Source organism: Ruegeria sp. CE12, from assembly GCF_056537525.1.
The window spans coordinates 405,502-423,160 of sequence record NZ_JBQFRS010000002.1 but is presented as its reverse complement, the minus strand read 5'-3'; the positions used below and the strand labels follow the sequence as shown (position 1 = coordinate 423,160).

The window sequence follows — 17,659 nt, the reverse complement described above, 5'->3', positions numbered from 1 at the left end:
AGGTCTTCGCCGCCCTCCTATCACAAATTTTGTGACTGTCCCGTGAAGGAACAAGAGCCAGGAGTGAATTAGTTGTTAGCCCCCGGGATGTTTGCCGGATTAAAGTTACCGATGTTGCCCAGCAGCTGACGCAGGAAGCCTTTGTCCTGAACGCTGGAATCGGTCACGCGGCGGTCGAGAACGATGACATACCCGTCTTCGAGACCAAATCGCTCAATGTTGCTGACAACACCACGCTGATCAAAGCTCACGGCGACCAGTTCTCTCGAGATGACCTTTGGTCGCTTGGGGCCAAAATGGCGAACCTCAGAAGACACATAGTAGAAGCCGGAATCACGCAATACGCCGGCGGCACTTGGCGCGCCAATCGCTTCGAGAACAGTATCCCGGGTATCCACCCCCACCTTCACTTCAGCCAGTTCGTGAGGGGTCGGAACGTAGCCGTGATGCTTAATGACAGGGGAGCAGGCCAAGAGCCCGGACAAAACAACGCCGCATGCTAGCGCTTTGGACGCTGGTTTCAGCTTGTTCATTACCTTCGACATCTTCACCCTCTTGCCTTGGCACCTTGCGGCTTCTATCCGATTACAGAAACCGGTGCTACGGTTCAACACAGGAAAGAGTCAGAATGACGAACCAATCATCCTTACGGGTAGCTGATCTGCCTCAGAACACGCCCACCCCGTTCGAATTGCGCCCCAGTTCGCCTGAATTGGATGCGATCAAGCAGGAACTGGGCCTGTTGGGGCTACGCAAGGTCAGCTTTGTAGGTTCAGTTCAAGCGCAGGGAAAGCGCGATTGGCTTCTGACCGCAAAACTGGGTGCCACGGTTATCCAGCCCTGTGTCATCACGCTGGATCCTGTAACGACTCGTATCGATGTACCTGTACGACGGTTGTTTCTGGCGGAATGGTCCGAACCCGACGAACCCGAATTTGAAATGCCAGAGGATGATGAAACCGAAGCACTCGGCCCGGAAATCGACCCGGCGCAGGTCATGATCGAGGCCTTATCGCTGGCCCTGCCCCAGTATCCGCGCAAAGATGGTGCGCATCTGGGTGAGGCAAACTATACCGAACCCGGAAAACAAGCGATTACGGACGAAGATGTTAAACCCTTTGCCGGATTGGCGGGTTTGCGTGATGCCCTGAAAAAAGACGAGTGACACAAGATTGATTTCCTGTCATAGCAGGCGGTCAGAAAAATCGCTTGAACATGTCGAGAATCGCAGTATTTTCGCGCGCTCATCGGAATTTGGGTTGGACAACGTGGGGCATGTACCCTAAACGCGCGTCGAACCACGAGAAAACGAAGTATGAAACCCGGTCGGCGGCGAATCTGCTGACCCTTTAGTAGACAAAGGTTGAGACCATGGCCGTCCAACAGAACAAAGTTTCCAAGTCGCGTCGCAACAACCGCCGCGCACACGACGCTCTGGTTGCTGCAAACCCGAACGAATGCCCGAACTGCGGCGAGCTGAAGCGTCCGCACCACGTTTGCGCATCCTGCGGCCACTATGACGATCGCGAAGTCGTCGCGCAGGCCGATGAAATCGACCTGGACGAAGACGCGGCCTAAGCCTGATTAAACGCAGGTTCTGGCATGACGGCGCAGCCCACGCAAACCGGACGGATCGTTATCTCGGTTGATGCAATGGGCGGGGATTCAGGTCCCGCGGTTGTAGTGGCTGGAATTGCGAAATCGGCAAAGAAGAATCCCGAAATCGGGTTTCTTCTCCATGGCCCCGAAGATGTGCTGCGCAAGCTTGTAGCCAAACGGCGTGTCCTTGAAGGACGCGTCGTTTTTCGTGATTGCCCGGATGTAGTCACGATGGAAGACAAGCCCAGTCAGGTTGTCCGAAACGGCAAACAAACCTCGATGTGGTCCGCTTTGGAGGCAGTCCGTCAGGGTGAAGCGCATGGTGCGGTGTCTTGCGGGAACACCGGTGCACTGATGGCATTGTCGATGATGCGCCTGCGCAGACTGCCTGGTGTCAACCGGCCCGCAATCGCCATTCTGTGGCCATCGCGCAACCCTCAGGGATTCAACGTGATGCTGGACGTGGGCGCGGATGTACGGGCCGACGCTAAGGATTTGCTGCAATACGCGCTGATGGGCGCGTCTTACGCGCGCAATGGTATGGCACTGAACCGGCCCCGCATCGGCTTGCTGAACGTTGGCACCGAAGAGCACAAGGGCCGCGCCGAGCTCAAAGAAGCACACTCCATGATCGCCGATTTCGCCGACCGGGCGAATTTCGATTTCGTGGGCTTTGTCGAGGGCAGTGACATCCCCGGCGACAAGGCAGATGTGATTGTAACAGATGGATTTACCGGAAATGTCGCCATCAAGACAGGCGAAGGTACTGCCAGCCTGATCGGCGAACTGCTGCGTGAAGCGTTTAAATACACCCCCCTTTCACGACTGGCTTCGGTTCTTGCGATCACATCGCTTCAGCGTTTGAAAAAGCGCATTGATCCGCGCCGCGTGAACGGCGGGGTCTTTCTGGGCCTGAATGGTACAGTCATCAAATCACATGGCGGCGCTGATTCGACCGGCGTGTCTGCGGCTGTGAAACTGGCCTTTACGCTGGCCCAATCCGGGTTTTCCGAAAAATTGGCGGCACGGGTTGCATCAACAGCCGAGCTTGCACAAGATGCCGCGCATGCTGCGCCGCAGACGAAAAAATAACAAAGAAGGCAGTAACCCAAAATGGCAGGCCGTTCAGTTGTTGTAGGTGTTGGGCATTATTTGCCAGAGCGCGTCGTTCCAAATGCTGAGTTTGAACAGACGCTGGACACATCGGATGAATGGATTCGCACTCGTTCAGGGATCGAGCGCCGGCACTTTGCGGCAGATGACGAAACCACCTCGGATCTTGCGACCAAAGCTGCCGAAGCAGCCCTGAAGGATGCCGGACTCGAGGCGAGTGATATCGACGCGATCGTTTTGGCAACCTCTACCGCTGATCTGACCTTCCCTTCTGCGGCAACCATGGTTCAGGCCCGGTTGGGCATGACAAACGGGTTCGCCTTTGATGTTCAGGCAGTTTGCGCCGGTTTCGTTTTTGCGCTGAGCAACGCCAATGCCTTGATCCTGTCCGGGCAGGCCAAGCGCGTTCTGGTCATCGGAGCAGAGACCTTTTCACGAATCATGGATTGGAGCGACCGCTCAACCTGTGTGCTGTTCGGCGATGGCGCGGGTGCGCTGGTGCTTGAAGCACAGGACGGTAACGGATCATCGGATGATCGCGGAATTCTCTCTACAGATCTGAACTCGGATGGACGCTACAAAGATCTGCTTTACGTAGATGGCGGCGTGTCGACGCAATCGACCGGTCATCTGCGGATGCAGGGCAATCAGGTTTTCCGGCATGCTGTTGAGAAACTTGCAAAAACTGCCGAGACTGCGTTGGGTCGCGCCGGGCTAACCAGTGGCGACGTTGACTGGATCGTTCCACATCAGGCCAACATCCGCATTATCCAGGGCACAGCCAAGAAAATGGGGCTGCCGATGGAGAATGTCGTGGTGACTGTTCAGGATCACGGCAACACATCTGCTGCATCGATTCCCCTTGCCCTTTCGGTGGGCAAGGAACGCGGACAGATCAAGCCTGGTGATCTGATCGTGACCGAAGCTATTGGCGGCGGTTTGGCCTGGGGTGCGGTGGTTCTGCGCTGGTAACTGGCACAAACCGGCTTACACAGCCGCCTGCAATTCATTGATATTGACAGCGAATTTCCCCTAACCATATGCTTTAATATAAACAGGGGAAAATAGCATGGGCGATAAAACACTGACTCGCATGGATCTGAGCGAGGCCGTCTTTCGTGAAGTTGGCCTTTCACGCAACGAAAGCGCGCAACTGGTCGAAAGCGTTCTGAACCACATGTCCGACGCCTTGGTGCGTGGCGAGCAAGTCAAGATTTCGTCTTTTGGCACGTTCAGTGTCCGGGACAAAACCGCCCGGATCGGCCGCAACCCCAAAACCGGTGAAGAGGTTCCGATTCAGCCGCGCCGCGTGCTGACCTTCCGTCCTTCGCATCTGATGAAGGATCGTGTTGCTGCCGGGAATCGTAAGTAAATCTGAGGTCGCGCAGGTATGAGCAAGTCTCCCGACGCATTTCGCACAATCAGTGAAGTTGCGGATTGGCTCGGTGTTCAGGCACATGTCCTGCGTTTCTGGGAAAGCCGGTTTAGTCAGGTAAAACCAGTCAAACGTGCAGGCGGGCGCCGTTACTATCGCCCGAATGACATGCGGCTGCTTGGCGGCATCAAAAAACTGCTGCACGAGGATGGGATTACGATAAAGGGCGTTCAGCGTATTCTGCGCGAGCAAGGCGTTGGCTATGTGTCATCGCTGTCGCAGAGCCTTGATGAAAACTCGGCACCTGCACCTGCAGATGAGACCGTCGTCCCCTTTGCCCCCAAGCCTACACCTCCAAACGCGCAAATCGACATGGACTTGCAGGTAGGGTCTGACCAAAAGGTCAATGGTGCTGGCTCAAAAGGTGAAGCTGACGAGAAACCTACTGAGGCACCGTCAGAACTGGGTGAGGTCAGCACAGCGCCTTTGTTTGGTGGTATCGCTTCACAAGCATGGCAGACAACGGATTTCGACGATGAGGTTTTGCGCAAGATAGAACCGATTGCCAAGGACTTGCGAGCTTGGCTAAACCGGGTCGAAGATCGATCGGCAGGATAAACAAAAAGGCGATGATTTCCTCTTGCCCCTGCCGGGAAAGTCTTTATGAACACCTCAACGTCGGGCTATGGCGCAGCCTGGTAGCGCGTCCGTCTGGGGGACGGAAGGTCGCAGGTTCGAGTCCTGCTAGCCCGACCAAATCACACCGACGTTTATGGCACAAAGGCCAGATCCCGCTCTGGCACAAGGGGGGATCGAGATGACAGGTGTTTGCCCAAACCAGCAAATCGAGGCGATGATTACGCGCGGTGAACTCACCGCCAGCCCTGATATTCTGCCTGCACAGATTCAACCCGCGAGCCTTGATTTACGTTTAGGGACAGTGGCTTACCGTGTTCGAGCCTCTTTTCTTGCCGGTGAAGGCCGAACCGTTTCCGATCGTCTGTCCGAGTTTGAAATGCACCGGATAGATATCAGCGAGGGCGCTGTTCTTGAGAAGGGCTGCGTCTATCTTGTGCCACTCATGGAATCTTTGGCACTGCCAGCGGACACCAGCGCCGTTGCCAATGCCAAAAGCTCAACCGGACGTCTTGATCTTTTGACCCGCACGATCACCGATGGCGGCACCGAGTTTGACCGTGTTCCGGCTGGCTACTCCGGCCCGCTTTATGCCGAGATTTGCCCCCGCTCATTCTCGGTTCTGGTGCGCCCCGGAATGCGCTTGAACCAGATCCGTTTTCGGAAGGGACAAGCGGTTCTGACTGACGCTGAACTGACAAGCCTGCACGCAGAATCGCCACTGGTAGATGGTCCTGCCGTGATTCAGGATGGTCTTGGTTTCTCAGTCGATCTGAAACTGCCCGAAACAGATTTGGTCGGCTATCGCGCCAAACCACATACCGGTGTGATCGATCTGGACCGCATCGGTGGCTACGACCCGCAGGACTATTGGGAAGAAGTGCGGACGCGTGATGGCCGGATCATTCTTGACCCGGGTGCATTCTACATTCTGGTAAGCCGCGAGGCCGTTCATATCCCTCCGATGTATGCGGCCGAAATGGCACCCTACCTCGCCATGGTGGGCGAATTTCGTGTGCACTATGCTGGGTTCTTTGACCCCGGATTCGGTCATGCTGCTGCAGGCGGGGCTGGTTCTCGGGGCGTGCTGGAAGTTCGCTGCCACGAAGCGCCATTTGTGCTGGAACACGGTCAGGTCGTGGGGCGATTGGTTTATGAACGCATGGCCGAGATGCCAACCCAACTGTACGGGGCAGGAATTGCCTCGAACTATCAGGGACAGGGCCTGAAACTATCCAAGCACTTCAAGGCAGTCAGCTAATCAGAACTTCATGAACCGGCGCATTTGGCGTGTCATTCGCTGCGCCTGCTTCAAGGTTTGTTTCTGCTGGTTGGAGCTTTGTTGCATTCTACGCGCGGTTTCAGGATCGCGCGGCGGAGCGGATTTCTCACCCGGTTTGCGCGACATTCGATCGGCCAGATCAAATCCCTTGTCCACCCCACGGCTGACAAGGCGGCGCATTACCTGCCGCACAATCATATCTATGATCCGGTTCGCGTTCATGGCTTCCTCCGCTTTCTGCGTAAGAACATATGCTCTTGTGGCGACGACAAAAGGGCGAGTTGATCACTCTTCCTCGAAGAGTTCCGTCTGATCCTCTTCGCTCTCATCATCATCACGCCCTTCACCCAGCGGCATGGCACCCGGAGGCGGTCGATTTTCCAGCAAACCAGCGGCACGCAGTTCCTTGAGACCCGGCAAGTCGCGTGCATTCTCCAAACCAAAATGATCCAGAAACTCGGGTGTTACCACGAAGGTGACAGGACGACCCGGTGTCATACGCCGTCGGCCCAGCCTGATCCATTCCATCTCAAGCAATTGATCGATAGTCCCGCGCGAAACCGACACGCCCCGGATTTCTTCGATCTCAGCCCGCGTGCACGGTTGGTGATAGGCAACGATGGCCAGAGTTTCGATGGCCGCGCGGCTCAGCTTGCGGGTTTCAACGGTTTCCTTCTGCATGAGGAACCCCAGATCGGGTGCGGTACGGATGGCCCAGGCCTCACCAACTTTTACAACCCGAACACCCCGCCCTTCATACCGTTTCTGAAGCATTTCGATCGCTTGAGCAGCATTGCTGCCATGGGGCATGCGTGCCTCAAGATCCGCAACGGTCACCGGTTCCGGGCTCGCGAACAGAACAGCCTCGACCATACGTTCCTGCTCGGCCAAAGGGGGCGCTTCGAACAGGGTGCCTGTGCCATCATCTTTAGGAGCGTCAGTCACGTTTATCGGTCCTCTTACGCAAATGGATGGGGGCAAAGGTGTCGCTTTGCTTGATCTCCATATGTCCTTCTTTAACCAGTTCCAGCGAAGCCGCAAATGTCGCTGCCGTGGCCGACCGCCTGCGCACTGGATCAGCGTCCCATCCGTCTGGAAGATAGGTTTCCATATCGGTCCATGTTCCAGCGAACCCAATCAGCGGACGCATACGCTCCAGCGCCTGCTCCATTGTAAAGACCGCGTCGCGATCCATGACAAAGGGCCGAAACTCGTCACGCGTGCGGATACGCGCGTAACCCTGCATCAGGTCCAGCAAGGTTGCCGAGTATGTCACGGTACGGATGCGAGTGATATCTTCGCCCTGCCCGCGTTTGAAGAAATCGCGCCCAAGCTGGTCGCGCGCCATCAGACGCGCGGCGGCATCCCGCATGGCTTGCAACCGTTCCAACTGAAAGGCCAGATGTGCGGCCAGTTCCTCACCGGTCGGCCCCTCTTCGTCAGGATCGGGTGGCAGTAGAAGGCGGGATTTCAGAAAGGCCAGCCATGCGGCCATAACCAGATAGTCTGCCGCAAGTTCGATCCGTAGCGCACGCGCCTTCTCAACAAAGGCGAGATATTGCTGCGCCAAAGCCAGAACTGAGATTTTCCGAAGATCAACCTTCTGCGTCCGCGACAGGGTCAGCAGAACATCCAGCGGGCCTTCGAACCCGTCCACATCAACGATAAGAGCCTCGGCCGCAAGGCGATCAGCAACCGAGATTGGGTCTTCGCTGAAAAGGTTATCCGTCATACACCTGCCCGTTCATCAAACGGGATAGTTCCGCCTCAGCAGCCTCGATGTCAAGTTCTGCCGGGGTTTTACGCATCGCAAGCGCATGTTCCGCCCGACGTTGAGCATCGTCTGACATTTCACCGACCGCTTCCAGCACTTCAGCACGGTCCGCAAATGAGCCATTGCAATGCAGGGTAATATCACAGCCTGCCTGAAGCGCCTTGAGCGACAACTCAGCCGCAGATCCGCTTAGCGCTTTCATCGAGATATCGTCAGTCATGATCAGCCCGTCAAAGCCGATATTCTGACGGATGACCTTAATCATCTTTGCCGAGATCGTAGCAGGCTGCGCGTCGATCTTCTCAAAAACCAGATGCGCGGTCATTCCCATGGGCAAATCGTTCAGTGCACGGAATGGGGCAAAATCACTCTGCTCCAGTTCTTCGAGCGACAGGTCGACATGGGGTAAATCAAAATGAGTGTCCAGTGTGGAACGACCATGTCCCGGCATATGCTTCATGACGGGCAGAACGCCACCATCCAGATGACCCTGCGCTACTGCACGCCCAATCCGTGCAACGTGGTTGGCATCATGACCGTAGCAACGGTTCTTCAGAAAGGCATGCGTCCCTTCCCGGGCTATGTCGAGCATTGGTGCACAATTGCTGTCGATGCCATAGGAGCAGAGCTCATGGGCAATCAGACGGTAACGCAGGTACATGGCCCGCTCTGCTGCCTCACCCGCCCGTTCGGCGTGATCAAGCGGCGGCAACCATTCACGAGCCAAAGGTGCGCGCAGACGCTGAACGCGCCCGCCCTCCTGATCAACCGTAATCGGGCAATCCCGGCCTACAGCTTCTCGAAAGTCATCGCAAAGGGCACGGACCTGATCGGCTGTGTCTATGTTTCTGGCAAACAAAATGAACCCAAACGGGTTCATTTTACGAAACAGTGCTTTTTCTTCGGGTGTCAGACGCAATCCTTCGGCGTCAGTGATTGCGGCTCCGAACTTCACCGGACAGCGACCGGGATACAGTCTGCGCCTTGCGCAACCAGAGCAGCGCAGAATTGACGCGAGTCGCTCAGGTCCTCAAAACCCAACACCCGCAGACGATAGAAAGTGCGCCCACCACTTGATGTTTTTTGTATAACACGCTGTTTTCCAACCATATACTCTGAGAAACGCCCGTTCACCCGATCCCATTCGGCCTGCGCAACTTCGACGCTTTCATAAGCGCCCAGCTGCGCCAGACGAGTTCCTTTGCTCAGCGAATCCGGGCTCACATCCAATCCAACCGCAGCTTTGACAGCAGCGTTGATGGCATCCTCGGTATTGCTGTCTGCGCTAATCCCACTGGGCGTCGCCCGCGCCGGACGCGTGGGTGGACGCAGAGAGCGTCGCACACCCGGCAGCGCGGCAATGGCGGGGTCAGGCAATTGTGCCGCAAGATCTGCGGGATCAATCGCTGGCTCTTCTTCAGGTGTGGACAGCGATGCAAGCTGGATCCCCGGCTCCTGGGCCTGCGCGGGGTTGGCAGCCTCGCCTGCCAATTCCGCAACCAGTGCATCAACAGCGCCCTGACGCAACTCGGCGGCTTCCTGATTGGTAATTTCTTCCTCGACCACATGTACCGCTGGTGTCGGCTGCAGAGTGCCCATAGGAGCATCTTCGTCAGTCAGAGACACCGGACGAGGTGCAAGGATCAGGCGATCTGCCGGAGGTGCTGCCGAACCTTCAGCAGCAACTGTGTTGACGGCAAGCCCTTGGTGATCAGCTGGGGTGCCGCCAGGATTTTCAGGTTGAATACGCATCGGGCCTTCGGCTGCGCGCACGACAGGCACTCCGCTGACATCGCGCATGACAAGCTTGTAACCCCAGACACCAACGCCTGCGACCAGTGCCAGAGAGGCGACCGCACCAAGGACATTGACCATGCGGCCCAGCCCGCCTGCGCCACGCGGAGCTTCGTCATAACCCTGCATTTCGTCGGAATAGTCATACGCATCCTCAGGATGCGGCTGATTCGTGTAATGCATGTGCTCGGGGCCTGTTTGCCCCGAGTAATCGTAACTCGCCATTTCCGCCTCACCGCCCGAATGCGCCTGAAAACATGGCGCGCGGGTCATTTCTTGTCTGCCTCGATCCGGCGGTTTGGGCGGTATTGGTTACCGCATCTCCTGCGCCGGAGTGACGCCAAGAATACCCAAGCCCGCTGAAATCACAACAGAAACGGCCCGGGCCAATGCGATTTTTGATTGGCTTGTGGCAACATCGCCATCCTGGATGAAACGCAGAGAAAGCTCTTCATTGCCCTTATTCCAGAGCGCGTGGAAGTCACCAGCCAGCTCATACAAGTAGAAAGCGACCCGATGCGGTTCATTGGTACGGGCGGCGATCTCGACCAAGCGGGGCCATTCCGCCAGCTTTTTGGCAACCGTCAGTTCCGAGGCATGGTCGATCTTACCTAGATCAGCGCCTTTTAAGGTCGCATCGTCTGCGGCAATCTCGGCCTCGGCGGCGCGGCGCAGCACGCTCATGACACGGGCATGGGCGTATTGCACGTAGAACACCGGGTTCTCGCGGCTTTGCTCCAGAACCTTGTCGAAATCAAAGTCCAGCGGCGCGTCGTTCTTGCGGGTCAGCATCACGAACCGGGTGACATCCGGACCAACCTGATCGACCACATCTCGCAGGGTGACAAAGTTCCCTGCCCGCTTGGACATCTTGAATGGCTCGCCGTTTTTCCACAGCTTCACCAGCTGTGTCAGCTTGATGTCCAGCGGCACTTTGCCATCGGACAGCGCCGACACGGCCGCCTTCATCCGTTTGACATAGCCGCCATGATCCGCGCCGAACACATCGATCAGCGCGTCAAATCCGCGGGTCACCTTGTCATAGTGATAGGCGATATCCGGGGCGAAATAGGTCCAGCTGCCGTCTGACTTCTTGACTGGACGGTCGACGTCATCGCCATGCTCGGTGGACTTGAACAGGGTCTGCTCGCGCGGCTCCCAATCCTCGGGCTTTTTGCCCTTCGGTGGTTCCAGCACGCCTTCGTAGATCAGGCCCTTGTCGGTCAGCGACTGCAGCGCAGCTTCGATCTTGCCGGTGCCGTAGAGCGATTTCTCCGAGAAGAACACGTCCATCTCAACACCCAGCGCCTTCAGGTCAGCCCGGATCAGGTCCATCATAGCATCGGTCGAGAACTCGCGCAGATCTTCCAGCCATTCGCTTTCCGGCTTGTCGATTAGGCTGTCGCCATACTTCTCTTTCAGCGCCTCACCGATCGGGATCAGATAGTCACCCGGGTATAGCCCCTCGGCGATCTCTGGGCTCAGACCATTCGCCTCCCGGTACCGCTCGTACGCCGACCGCGCCAGCACATCCACCTGCGCACCACCGTCGTTGATGTAATACTCACGGGTCACATCGTGGCCGGAATATGCGAGCAGGCTCGCCAGAGCATCCCCGAAAACAGCGCCCCGCGTATGACCAACATGCAGCGGACCGGTGGGGTTCGCAGACACGTATTCCACGTTAACCTTCTGGCCATGACCCATGGTCGAGCGGCCATAATCGGTGCCCTGCTCCAACACAGCCGACAGAACACCCTGCCACACCGACGGCGCCAACCGCAGGTTCAGGAAGCCCGGACCGGCCACTTCGGCGCTGGTGATCCGGTCATCCGCCGCCAGCTTTCCGGCAAGCGCGTCGGCGATATCACGCGGCTTCATCTTGGCTGGTTTCGCCAACACCATCGCAGCGTTTGTCGCCATGTCGCCATGTGCGGCATCGCGCGGCGGTTCAACGGCCACGTTGTCAAAGCTCAACCCCTCGGGCAGAGCGCCTTCGGACTGCATCTGTGCCAGCGCGTCCAGTACGAGGCCGCGGATCTCGGAAAACAGGTTCATTTCGGATGTCCTTTTACTTGCCCGGCGGTTTACCACGCAGCACGGTAAGGTCAATGGAAGCGATCAGTTGGGACTTGGTTTACCGACAAAGCCCGCTACTGTCAGCGTAAATTCAGGAAACGGAGACCGATCCATGCGCTTAGCCCTACTCTTTGCCGTTCTATTATCGACTTCCATGCCGGCCTGGGCCGAGATGCCCGCTCCGCAAGGGCACGTGTTGTTGACGCTGGGTGGTGCGATCACAGAGACCAACTTGCCCGCGCGTGGTGAAGATGATGGTGGGTTGCTCGGGTATCTCGAGGTTCAGCACGATGGGGCGGCAGGTTTTGATGCAGCCATGTTGGACGGAATGGATCAGACCGAAATCACCATTTCCTACGGCCCTGAAGGAAACAAACGTGATATAGCCTTTTCCGGGCCGCGCTTGTCGGACGTCATGATCATGGCCGGTGCAGAAGGCAAAGCAGCAACTCCGGTTGCCATGGACGGGTATCAGTCCCAAATCCCGTGGGACAGTATCGCTGCGCACCAACCAATCGTTGCGACGCACGCTGACGGCGTCCCCATGGGCATTGGTGGCTATGGCCCTACCATGATCGTCTTTCCACCTACGGACGATGCTGATCTGGCGCAGGAGCAATCCGGGCAACAGGTCTGGGCGATCGCCTATATCGGAATTGAGTGATCAGTTGCCGGTAAGCCTTGCATGATCCTGCAACGCAAATCGGTCTGTCATCCCTGCGATGTAGTCTGAGACAATGCGCGCAAGTGCCGTCTCGGTCCTAGCTGCTTCGATATCATCGTGCCAACGTTGAGGCATCTGCTTGGGATCATTCAGATATATCGGGAACAGGTCCTCAACGACTTTGCTGACCTCTTCCCGCACCTGCATGACTGTTGGTGCTCGGTACATGCGCGCGAACAAGAACGCCCTGATTTCTTTGAGTTGTGACCAAAGCCCGTCGGAAAACTGGATCACCGGGTAACCCAGGTGCCGTATATCTTCCACCGTCTTTGCGCCCGACTGGGATATCAGCTCCCGGGAGGTTTCGATCACGTCGGAAACCATCACCCCAAAAACGCGCCGCAGCGCTTCGTGCCGGCGGCGATAGCGGTCTAAGCCGGGATATTTCTGATCAACTTCAGCATAACAATCGCCGACAATCGGTAACTGCTGAATCTCTTCGTCAGTGAACAACCCCGCCCGTAATCCATCCAGCAGATCGTGGTTGTTATAGGCAATGTCGTCAGACAGCGCTGCCACCTGTGCCTCGGCACTGGCGTGAGTGTGCAGTTCCAGATCAAAACCTTCGTTGCATTCTGCCAGTGCCCACGGCAACTCCCCCGTGACCGGTCCGTTGTGCTTAGCAATCCCTTCGAGACATTCCCACGTCAGGTTGCACCCGTCGAATTCCGCATAGTGACGCTCGAGTTTCGTAACGATCCGAATGGCTTGGGCGTTGTGATCAAACCCGCCATAGGGTTCCATCAACGCATGCAAAGCATCCTCGCCGGTATGACCGAACGGCGTATGGCCAAGATCATGGGCAAGTGCGACCGCCTCGGTCAGCTCGCCATTCAGACCCAAAGCCCCGGCAATCGTGCGCGCAACCTGAGCGACTTCAATCGAATGCGTTAGCCGGGTGCGATAACTGTCACCCTCATGCTCAACAAACACCTGCGTCTTGTGCTTGAGCCGCCGAAACGCGCTGGCGTGTATGATCCGGTCTCGGTCACGCTGAAAGCATGACCGGAAACTGCTCTCCTCCTCTGGCACAAGCCGCCCTCTTGCGCGGCCTGGGTCTGAGGCAAAACCCGCTATGTCCAAAGGTCTTGTCCTTGTCGCCTGTCCTTGCAATTTCTATATTGTAAGGCGTAAAGGAAATAAACCTTTGGAGTTTGGCATGAATCTGCCCCCCACAGTCACTGAACGCGCTTTTGAGCGTCTCGCCGAAATCGGCGCAGCAGATCAGGGTCAGGCCCTGCGCGTCGCTGTGGAAGGCGGCGGATGTTCCGGTTTTCAATACGAAATCGCGCTGGACGAGCCCAAAGAGGATGACCTTGTGCTGGAAGGCAAGGGTGAAAAAGTAATCGTCGACTCGATTTCGCTACCGTTTCTGGAAAACGCGGTGATCGATTTCACACAGGAACTGATCGGTGCGCGGTTTGTGATCGAAAACCCGAACGCAACCTCATCCTGCGGCTGCGGCACTTCATTTTCAATGTGACCTTGCCCTGCCCGCGCGGTTGAGGGATAGATCAACCGGCAGCCAGCCGGAGGATCGCGCATGAAAATCGCCACGTTCAACATCAACGGCATCAAAGCGCGGGCCGAAGCCCTGCCCCGATGGCTGGATGATGCGCAGCCCGATGTCGTTCTCCTGCAAGAGATCAAATCGATCGACGAGAATTTCCCCCGCGAGCTGTTCGAGGAACGCGGCTATAACGTCGAAACCCATGGACAAAAAAGCTTCAACGGTGTGGCGATCCTGTCCAAGCTGCCACTTGAGGACGTGACCCGCGGCCTGCCCGGCGATGATGAAGATGAACAAGCGCGCTGGATCGAGGCGACTGTCATCGGCAAAAAAGCGCTTCGCATCTGCGGCCTTTACCTTCCGAACGGAAATCCCGTGCCTGGCCCCAAATACGAGTATAAGCTGGCTTGGATGGAGCGTCTTTATGATCGGGCGCGCGACCTGTTGTCGACGGAAGAACCCGCTCTGATGGCTGGTGACTACAACATCATTCCCCAGGCCGAGGATGCCAAACGCCCGGATGCGTGGCGCGAGGATGCACTGTTCCGTCCGGAAAGCCGCGCGGCGTTTCGCAAGATATTAAATTTGGGTTTCACCGAGGCGTTTCGCGCCGTGTCTCAAGGGCCCGAACACTATTCATTCTGGGACTATCAGGCCGGGGCTTGGAACAGGAACGATGGTATTCGGATCGACCATTTCCTGCTGACGCCGCAGGCTGCTGATCTGATGCGCGATTGCAAGATCGACGCCGAAGTGCGCGGGCACGAAAAACCGTCGGACCACGTTCCCGTCTGGGTCGATCTCGATCTGTAACCGCTTACGCCGTAGGGTCGTAATCGTATATCCAGTCGTAACGCCGCCCCATCCTTGGACCCAAAGCTGTCAGAGCCATTTGGGCAGCGATCCTCATGGGACCACGCAGATGGAAATTGCGCGCGTTTGATGAAGCTGCATCGACAACCCTGCGCGCACGTGGGGCACGCTTGGTTTCATAAGCCTCCAAAGAGCTGGTGACGTCGCCCTGATCGAAGGACTTCGCCAGTATCCACGCATCTTCCAGCGCAAGACAAGCACCCTGCGCCATAAATGGCAGCGTTGGATGCGCCGCATCACCCAAAAGGGCAATTCGTCCGTTCTGCCATTTGCGGGCGACGGGACGCAGGAAAAGAGCCCATAGATGCGTTTCTTGCACCTCTTGCAGGACCTCGTGCACCTTGCCGCCGAAATCGGCAAAGCGGGCGCGGAGATCGTCGGGATCACCCTTGAGGCGCCAGCCCTCCTCCTGCCAGTCAGAACGCTCCTCGATTGCAACGATGTTCATGAGGCTTTGGTTGCGCAATGGATAGGTTACAACGTGACGGCCCGGCCCCATCGTCAGATGCGCCTTTGGGGCTGTCAGATTACGATCCCAGGGAATTGTTGCACGCCAGGCAACCTGATGCGTGAAACCAAGTAGCTCTTCGCCGTTCAAAGCAGCGCGAATACTGCTTCGCCCTCCGTCGGCAGCTACTATGCAATCGGCACCAATTTCTTCGCCATTACCCAAAACTACGCCCACATCATCTGGGGCATCATGGATTTGCTCCACCTTGGCGTTCAGCTGGATGTTCACTCCAGTGGCGACAGCCGCGCGGTGCAGCAAGTCGATCAGGTCGGCTCGGTGATAGTAATACGTCGGTCCGGCTGCTGGCGCGGGAATGCGACTTATGAACCGTCCACCGCGGTAATCCCTCAGCACTGTGCCATAGGATTTCTGGCCAGCTTCCGGCACGTCACCAACCACGCCAAGTGCACGTAAGACGCGCGTGCCATTGGCACTGATCTGTAGACCGGCACCTACCTCAGCTATTTCTGCGGCTTGTTCGAGTACAAGAACCTCAGCACCACGTTGACGCAAAGCGATGGCTGCGGCCAACCCGCCAATACCAGCGCCAATAACGCAAAACTTGAGACCCTCGATATTCATGTCCCGGGCTTAGCGCAAAAAAAACGCCGGAGCTACAGGCCCCGGCGTTCATGTGTTGTTATATTCCAGCGATCAATCGTCGCGGTGGACTTTTTCGCGGCGCTCGTGACGCTCCTGCGCCTCAAGCGTCATAGTTGCAATTGGACGTGCATCCAGACGTTTGAGTGAAATCGGATCACCCGTCATTTCACAATATCCGTATTCGCCTTCGTCGATCCGGCGCAGGGCCGAGTCGATCTTGGCCACCAGCTTGCGCTGACGATCCCGGGTGCGCAGCTCTAGCGCACGATCGGTTTCCTCACTCGCGCGGTCGGCGACATCGGGAATATTTCGGGTATTGTCCTGCAGGCCTTCGATAGTATCGCGGCTGCCCGCCAAAAGTTCGTTCTTCCAATCCAGCAGCTTGCGGCGGAAATACTCAAGCTGAAGGTCATTCATGAAAGGTTCATCTTCGGCCGGACGATAATCCTCCGGCAGAAAAACTTCCTGCTTCATATTGGCTCCCTCGGTATGGCCAGAAACGTCGGTCGCGGTAGTTTCACCTGACATTTGGCACCCCCTTCTGCGGAGCGTTTATCCGACAGGGCACAGAATGTCACTACACAAACTTCTGCACAGTTTACCGTCACGCTCACCAGTCTAAATATGAGACTTTAAACAACAAAACCTTGTTTTTCTGTGAAAATTGCCGGGCTATTCCAAGGCATTTTTCAACCACCGGCTTACCCGAATGCGTGCGAATCAAGCAAAACGGATTGAAGTCGCAGAGAAATTCATCGTGACGCGACGTAGCGGCCATGCTTGTAAAAATATCCTCCTCTCTGTAACCCGGGCAACACAATCTATGCCCGCACCGCGCGCAAACTGATCATGAGGGCCCAATGACCGCACGTTTCCAAGGCACAGCCGAGTATGTCGCCACCGACGACCTGACGATAGCAGTAAACGCTGCCGTCACACTCGAGCGTCCTCTGCTGGTCAAGGGCGAGCCGGGAACCGGCAAGACCGAGTTGGCGAAACAGGTCGCCGGTGCGCTGGGTCTGAAGATGATCGAGTGGAACGTGAAATCCACCACCCGTGCGCAGCAGGGCCTGTATGAATATGACGCCGTAAGCCGCTTACGCGACAGTCAATTGGGCGAAGAGCGCGTTCATGACGTGTCGAACTATATTCGCAAAGGTAAGCTTTGGCAGGCATTCGATGCGGACGAAAAGGTTGTTCTGCTGATCGACGAGATCGACAAGGCCGATATCGAATTTCCCAACGATCTGCTGCAGGAACTCGACAAGATGGAGTTCCATGTCTACGAGACAGGCGAAACGATCCGCGCCAAGAACCGCCCGATCGTGATCATTACGTCGAACAACGAAAAAGAACTGCCTGACGCGTTTCTGCGCCGCTGTTTCTTCCACTATATCCGTTTCCCGGATGAGGCCACGATGCGCCGGATCGTTGAGGTACATCATCCTGGCATCAAAGACTCTCTGCTGACCACTGCCCTTACCCAGTTCTACGAAATTCGCGAGACGCAGGGGCTGAAGAAAAAACCATCGACCTCCGAAGTGCTGGACTGGCTAAAGCTTCTTCTTGCCGAGGATCTGACTGCCGAAGACCTCAAGCGCGGAGGAGCGGACGCGCTGCCCAAACTTCATGGTGCGTTGCTGAAGAATGAACAGGATGTGCACCTGTTTGAACGGCTCGCCTTTATGGCGCGCAGCAAGCGCTGATCAGCCGGGACATGAACATCCGGTGATCACGGCTTGCCATATGGCAGGTTGGCTGCCAGCATCGGCCAAACATGCACGCG

21 protein-coding genes and 1 tRNA gene are annotated in these 17,659 nt (G+C 56.8%); 12 read left to right on the top strand and 10 right to left on the bottom strand.

Going from position 1 to position 17,659, the window contains the following annotated elements:
• Positions 1-68 precede the first annotated feature (68 nt).
• Positions 69-545, bottom strand: coding sequence for an outer membrane protein assembly factor BamE (locus ACR0IO_RS06905; protein WP_155150825.1), 477 nt, complete (start codon positions 543-545; stop codon positions 69-71).
• Between the two features lie 83 nt (positions 546-628).
• Between ACR0IO_RS06905 and ACR0IO_RS06900 the strand changes: the two genes are divergently transcribed.
• From ACR0IO_RS06900 to ACR0IO_RS06865, 8 genes are all read left to right on the top strand, one after another.
• A complete protein-coding gene (locus tag ACR0IO_RS06900) occupies positions 629-1,165 on the top strand; it encodes a YceD family protein (RefSeq protein WP_480740330.1) in 537 nt (178 codons plus the stop codon).
• 206 nt (positions 1,166-1,371) lie between these two features.
• Complete coding sequence (gene rpmF, locus ACR0IO_RS06895; RefSeq protein WP_008756996.1) at positions 1,372-1,578, top strand: 50S ribosomal protein L32; 207 nt, start codon at positions 1,372-1,374, stop codon at positions 1,576-1,578.
• A 24-nt stretch (positions 1,579-1,602) separates the two neighbouring features.
• On the top strand, positions 1,603-2,691 hold the full coding sequence (gene plsX / locus ACR0IO_RS06890) for a phosphate acyltransferase PlsX (RefSeq protein ID WP_480740328.1): 1,089 nt from the start codon (positions 1,603-1,605) through the stop codon (positions 2,689-2,691).
• Between the two features lie 21 nt (positions 2,692-2,712).
• Positions 2,713-3,684 carry a beta-ketoacyl-ACP synthase III gene (locus tag ACR0IO_RS06885; protein WP_480740326.1) on the top strand — a complete coding sequence of 324 codons (972 nt, stop codon included), beginning with the start codon at positions 2,713-2,715 and terminating at the stop codon, positions 3,682-3,684.
• A 97-nt stretch (positions 3,685-3,781) separates the two neighbouring features.
• Positions 3,782-4,084 carry an integration host factor subunit alpha gene (gene ihfA, locus ACR0IO_RS06880; RefSeq protein WP_008755922.1) on the top strand — a complete coding sequence of 101 codons (303 nt, stop codon included), beginning with the start codon at positions 3,782-3,784 and terminating at the stop codon, positions 4,082-4,084.
• Positions 4,085-4,102: 18 nt separating this feature from the next.
• The gene (locus ACR0IO_RS06875; protein WP_480740324.1) at positions 4,103-4,705 is read left to right on the top strand and encodes a MerR family transcriptional regulator; all 603 of its coding nucleotides are present in this window, start codon (positions 4,103-4,105) and stop codon (positions 4,703-4,705) included.
• A 61-nt stretch (positions 4,706-4,766) separates the two neighbouring features.
• A tRNA-Pro gene (locus ACR0IO_RS06870) sits at positions 4,767-4,843 on the top strand.
• A gap of 61 nt (positions 4,844-4,904) precedes the next feature.
• The gene (locus ACR0IO_RS06865) at positions 4,905-5,984 is read left to right on the top strand and encodes a 2'-deoxycytidine 5'-triphosphate deaminase (RefSeq protein ID WP_155150842.1); all 1,080 of its coding nucleotides are present in this window, start codon (positions 4,905-4,907) and stop codon (positions 5,982-5,984) included.
• Here the strand turns inward: ACR0IO_RS06865 and ACR0IO_RS06860 are convergent, their stop codons facing one another.
• The 6 genes from ACR0IO_RS06860 to argS all read right to left on the bottom strand — a co-directional run bounded on the left by ACR0IO_RS06860 (position 5,985) and on the right by argS (position 11,631).
• Positions 5,985-6,227 (bottom strand): hypothetical protein, encoded by a 243-nt coding sequence (locus tag ACR0IO_RS06860; protein WP_480740323.1) that lies wholly within the window; start codon positions 6,225-6,227, stop codon positions 5,985-5,987. It abuts the gene before it with no gap.
• 63 nt (positions 6,228-6,290) lie between these two features.
• Positions 6,291-6,950, bottom strand: a complete 660-nt coding sequence (scpB, locus tag ACR0IO_RS06855; protein ID WP_480740321.1) for an SMC-Scp complex subunit ScpB — start codon at positions 6,948-6,950, stop codon at positions 6,291-6,293.
• On the bottom strand, positions 6,943-7,737 hold the full coding sequence (locus ACR0IO_RS06850; protein ID WP_155150848.1) for a segregation and condensation protein A: 795 nt from the start codon (positions 7,735-7,737) through the stop codon (positions 6,943-6,945). Before ACR0IO_RS06850 ends, scpB begins: the two co-directional genes overlap by 8 nt.
• Positions 7,727-8,734, bottom strand: a complete 1,008-nt coding sequence (gene nagZ / locus ACR0IO_RS06845) for a beta-N-acetylhexosaminidase (RefSeq protein WP_480740320.1) — start codon at positions 8,732-8,734, stop codon at positions 7,727-7,729. Before nagZ ends, ACR0IO_RS06850 begins: the two co-directional genes overlap by 11 nt.
• Positions 8,731-9,846 carry an SPOR domain-containing protein gene (locus ACR0IO_RS06840; RefSeq protein ID WP_480740319.1) on the bottom strand — a complete coding sequence of 372 codons (1,116 nt, stop codon included), beginning with the start codon at positions 9,844-9,846 and terminating at the stop codon, positions 8,731-8,733. The genes nagZ and ACR0IO_RS06840 overlap by 4 nt, the downstream gene beginning before the upstream one ends.
• A 39-nt stretch (positions 9,847-9,885) precedes the next feature.
• Positions 9,886-11,631, bottom strand: a complete 1,746-nt coding sequence (gene argS, locus ACR0IO_RS06835; RefSeq protein WP_480740317.1) for an arginine--tRNA ligase — start codon at positions 11,629-11,631, stop codon at positions 9,886-9,888.
• 175 nt (positions 11,632-11,806) lie between these two features.
• Between argS and ACR0IO_RS06830 the strand changes: the two genes are divergently transcribed.
• A complete protein-coding gene (locus ACR0IO_RS06830; protein WP_480740314.1) occupies positions 11,807-12,316 on the top strand; it encodes a putative pterin-binding protein in 510 nt (169 codons plus the stop codon).
• On the opposite strand, the gene ACR0IO_RS06825 is transcribed toward ACR0IO_RS06830, so the two are convergent.
• Positions 12,317-13,459 carry a deoxyguanosinetriphosphate triphosphohydrolase gene (locus ACR0IO_RS06825; RefSeq protein ID WP_480740313.1) on the bottom strand — a complete coding sequence of 381 codons (1,143 nt, stop codon included), beginning with the start codon at positions 13,457-13,459 and terminating at the stop codon, positions 12,317-12,319.
• 76 nt (positions 13,460-13,535) lie between these two features.
• Here ACR0IO_RS06825 and ACR0IO_RS06820 point away from each other — a divergent pair, with 76 nt between their 5' ends.
• Positions 13,536-13,859, top strand: coding sequence for a HesB/IscA family protein (locus ACR0IO_RS06820; protein WP_155150862.1), 324 nt, complete (start codon positions 13,536-13,538; stop codon positions 13,857-13,859).
• 60 nt (positions 13,860-13,919) lie between these two features.
• A complete protein-coding gene (gene xth, locus ACR0IO_RS06815; RefSeq protein WP_480740311.1) occupies positions 13,920-14,699 on the top strand; it encodes an exodeoxyribonuclease III in 780 nt (259 codons plus the stop codon).
• Positions 14,700-14,703: 4 nt separating this feature from the next.
• Here the strand turns inward: xth and ACR0IO_RS06810 are convergent, their stop codons facing one another.
• Both ACR0IO_RS06810 and dksA read right to left on the bottom strand, forming a co-directional pair.
• A complete protein-coding gene (locus tag ACR0IO_RS06810) occupies positions 14,704-15,852 on the bottom strand; it encodes an FAD-dependent monooxygenase (RefSeq protein WP_480740310.1) in 1,149 nt (382 codons plus the stop codon).
• A gap of 72 nt (positions 15,853-15,924) precedes the next feature.
• The gene (dksA, locus tag ACR0IO_RS06805) at positions 15,925-16,347 is read right to left on the bottom strand and encodes an RNA polymerase-binding protein DksA (RefSeq protein WP_170331092.1); all 423 of its coding nucleotides are present in this window, start codon (positions 16,345-16,347) and stop codon (positions 15,925-15,927) included.
• Between the two features lie 386 nt (positions 16,348-16,733).
• On the opposite strand from dksA, the gene ACR0IO_RS06800 reads away from it, so the two are divergent.
• On the top strand, positions 16,734-17,579 hold the full coding sequence (locus ACR0IO_RS06800) for an AAA family ATPase (RefSeq protein WP_155150871.1): 846 nt from the start codon (positions 16,734-16,736) through the stop codon (positions 17,577-17,579).
• Positions 17,580-17,659 lie beyond the last annotated feature (80 nt).

What these genes read in the sequence shown, in the direction of transcription:
- ACR0IO_RS06905 (WP_155150825.1), bottom strand. Translation starts at nt 545, where the DNA reads ATGTCGAAGGTAATGAACAAGCTGAAACCAGCGTCCAAAGCGCTAGCA.
- ACR0IO_RS06900 (WP_480740330.1), top strand. Translation starts at nt 629, where the DNA reads ATGACGAACCAATCATCCTTACGGGTAGCTGATCTGCCTCAGAACACG.
- rpmF (WP_008756996.1), top strand. Translation starts at nt 1,372, where the DNA reads ATGGCCGTCCAACAGAACAAAGTTTCCAAGTCGCGTCGCAACAACCGC.
- plsX (WP_480740328.1), top strand. Translation starts at nt 1,603, where the DNA reads ATGACGGCGCAGCCCACGCAAACCGGACGGATCGTTATCTCGGTTGAT.
- ACR0IO_RS06885 (WP_480740326.1), top strand. Translation starts at nt 2,713, where the DNA reads ATGGCAGGCCGTTCAGTTGTTGTAGGTGTTGGGCATTATTTGCCAGAG.
- ihfA (WP_008755922.1), top strand. Translation starts at nt 3,782, where the DNA reads ATGGGCGATAAAACACTGACTCGCATGGATCTGAGCGAGGCCGTCTTT.
- ACR0IO_RS06875 (WP_480740324.1), top strand. Translation starts at nt 4,103, where the DNA reads ATGAGCAAGTCTCCCGACGCATTTCGCACAATCAGTGAAGTTGCGGAT.
- ACR0IO_RS06865 (WP_155150842.1), top strand. Translation starts at nt 4,905, where the DNA reads ATGACAGGTGTTTGCCCAAACCAGCAAATCGAGGCGATGATTACGCGC.
- ACR0IO_RS06860 (WP_480740323.1), bottom strand. Translation starts at nt 6,227, where the DNA reads ATGAACGCGAACCGGATCATAGATATGATTGTGCGGCAGGTAATGCGC.
- ACR0IO_RS06850 (WP_155150848.1), bottom strand. Translation starts at nt 7,737, where the DNA reads ATGACGGATAACCTTTTCAGCGAAGACCCAATCTCGGTTGCTGATCGC.
- ACR0IO_RS06840 (WP_480740319.1), bottom strand. Translation starts at nt 9,846, where the DNA reads ATGACCCGCGCGCCATGTTTTCAGGCGCATTCGGGCGGTGAGGCGGAA.
- argS (WP_480740317.1), bottom strand. Translation starts at nt 11,631, where the DNA reads ATGAACCTGTTTTCCGAGATCCGCGGCCTCGTACTGGACGCGCTGGCA.
- ACR0IO_RS06830 (WP_480740314.1), top strand. Translation starts at nt 11,807, where the DNA reads ATGCCGGCCTGGGCCGAGATGCCCGCTCCGCAAGGGCACGTGTTGTTG.
- ACR0IO_RS06820 (WP_155150862.1), top strand. Translation starts at nt 13,536, where the DNA reads ATGAATCTGCCCCCCACAGTCACTGAACGCGCTTTTGAGCGTCTCGCC.
- xth (WP_480740311.1), top strand. Translation starts at nt 13,920, where the DNA reads ATGAAAATCGCCACGTTCAACATCAACGGCATCAAAGCGCGGGCCGAA.
- ACR0IO_RS06810 (WP_480740310.1), bottom strand. Translation starts at nt 15,852, where the DNA reads ATGAATATCGAGGGTCTCAAGTTTTGCGTTATTGGCGCTGGTATTGGC.
- dksA (WP_170331092.1), bottom strand. Translation starts at nt 16,347, where the DNA reads ATGAAGCAGGAAGTTTTTCTGCCGGAGGATTATCGTCCGGCCGAAGAT.
- ACR0IO_RS06800 (WP_155150871.1), top strand. Translation starts at nt 16,734, where the DNA reads ATGACCGCACGTTTCCAAGGCACAGCCGAGTATGTCGCCACCGACGAC.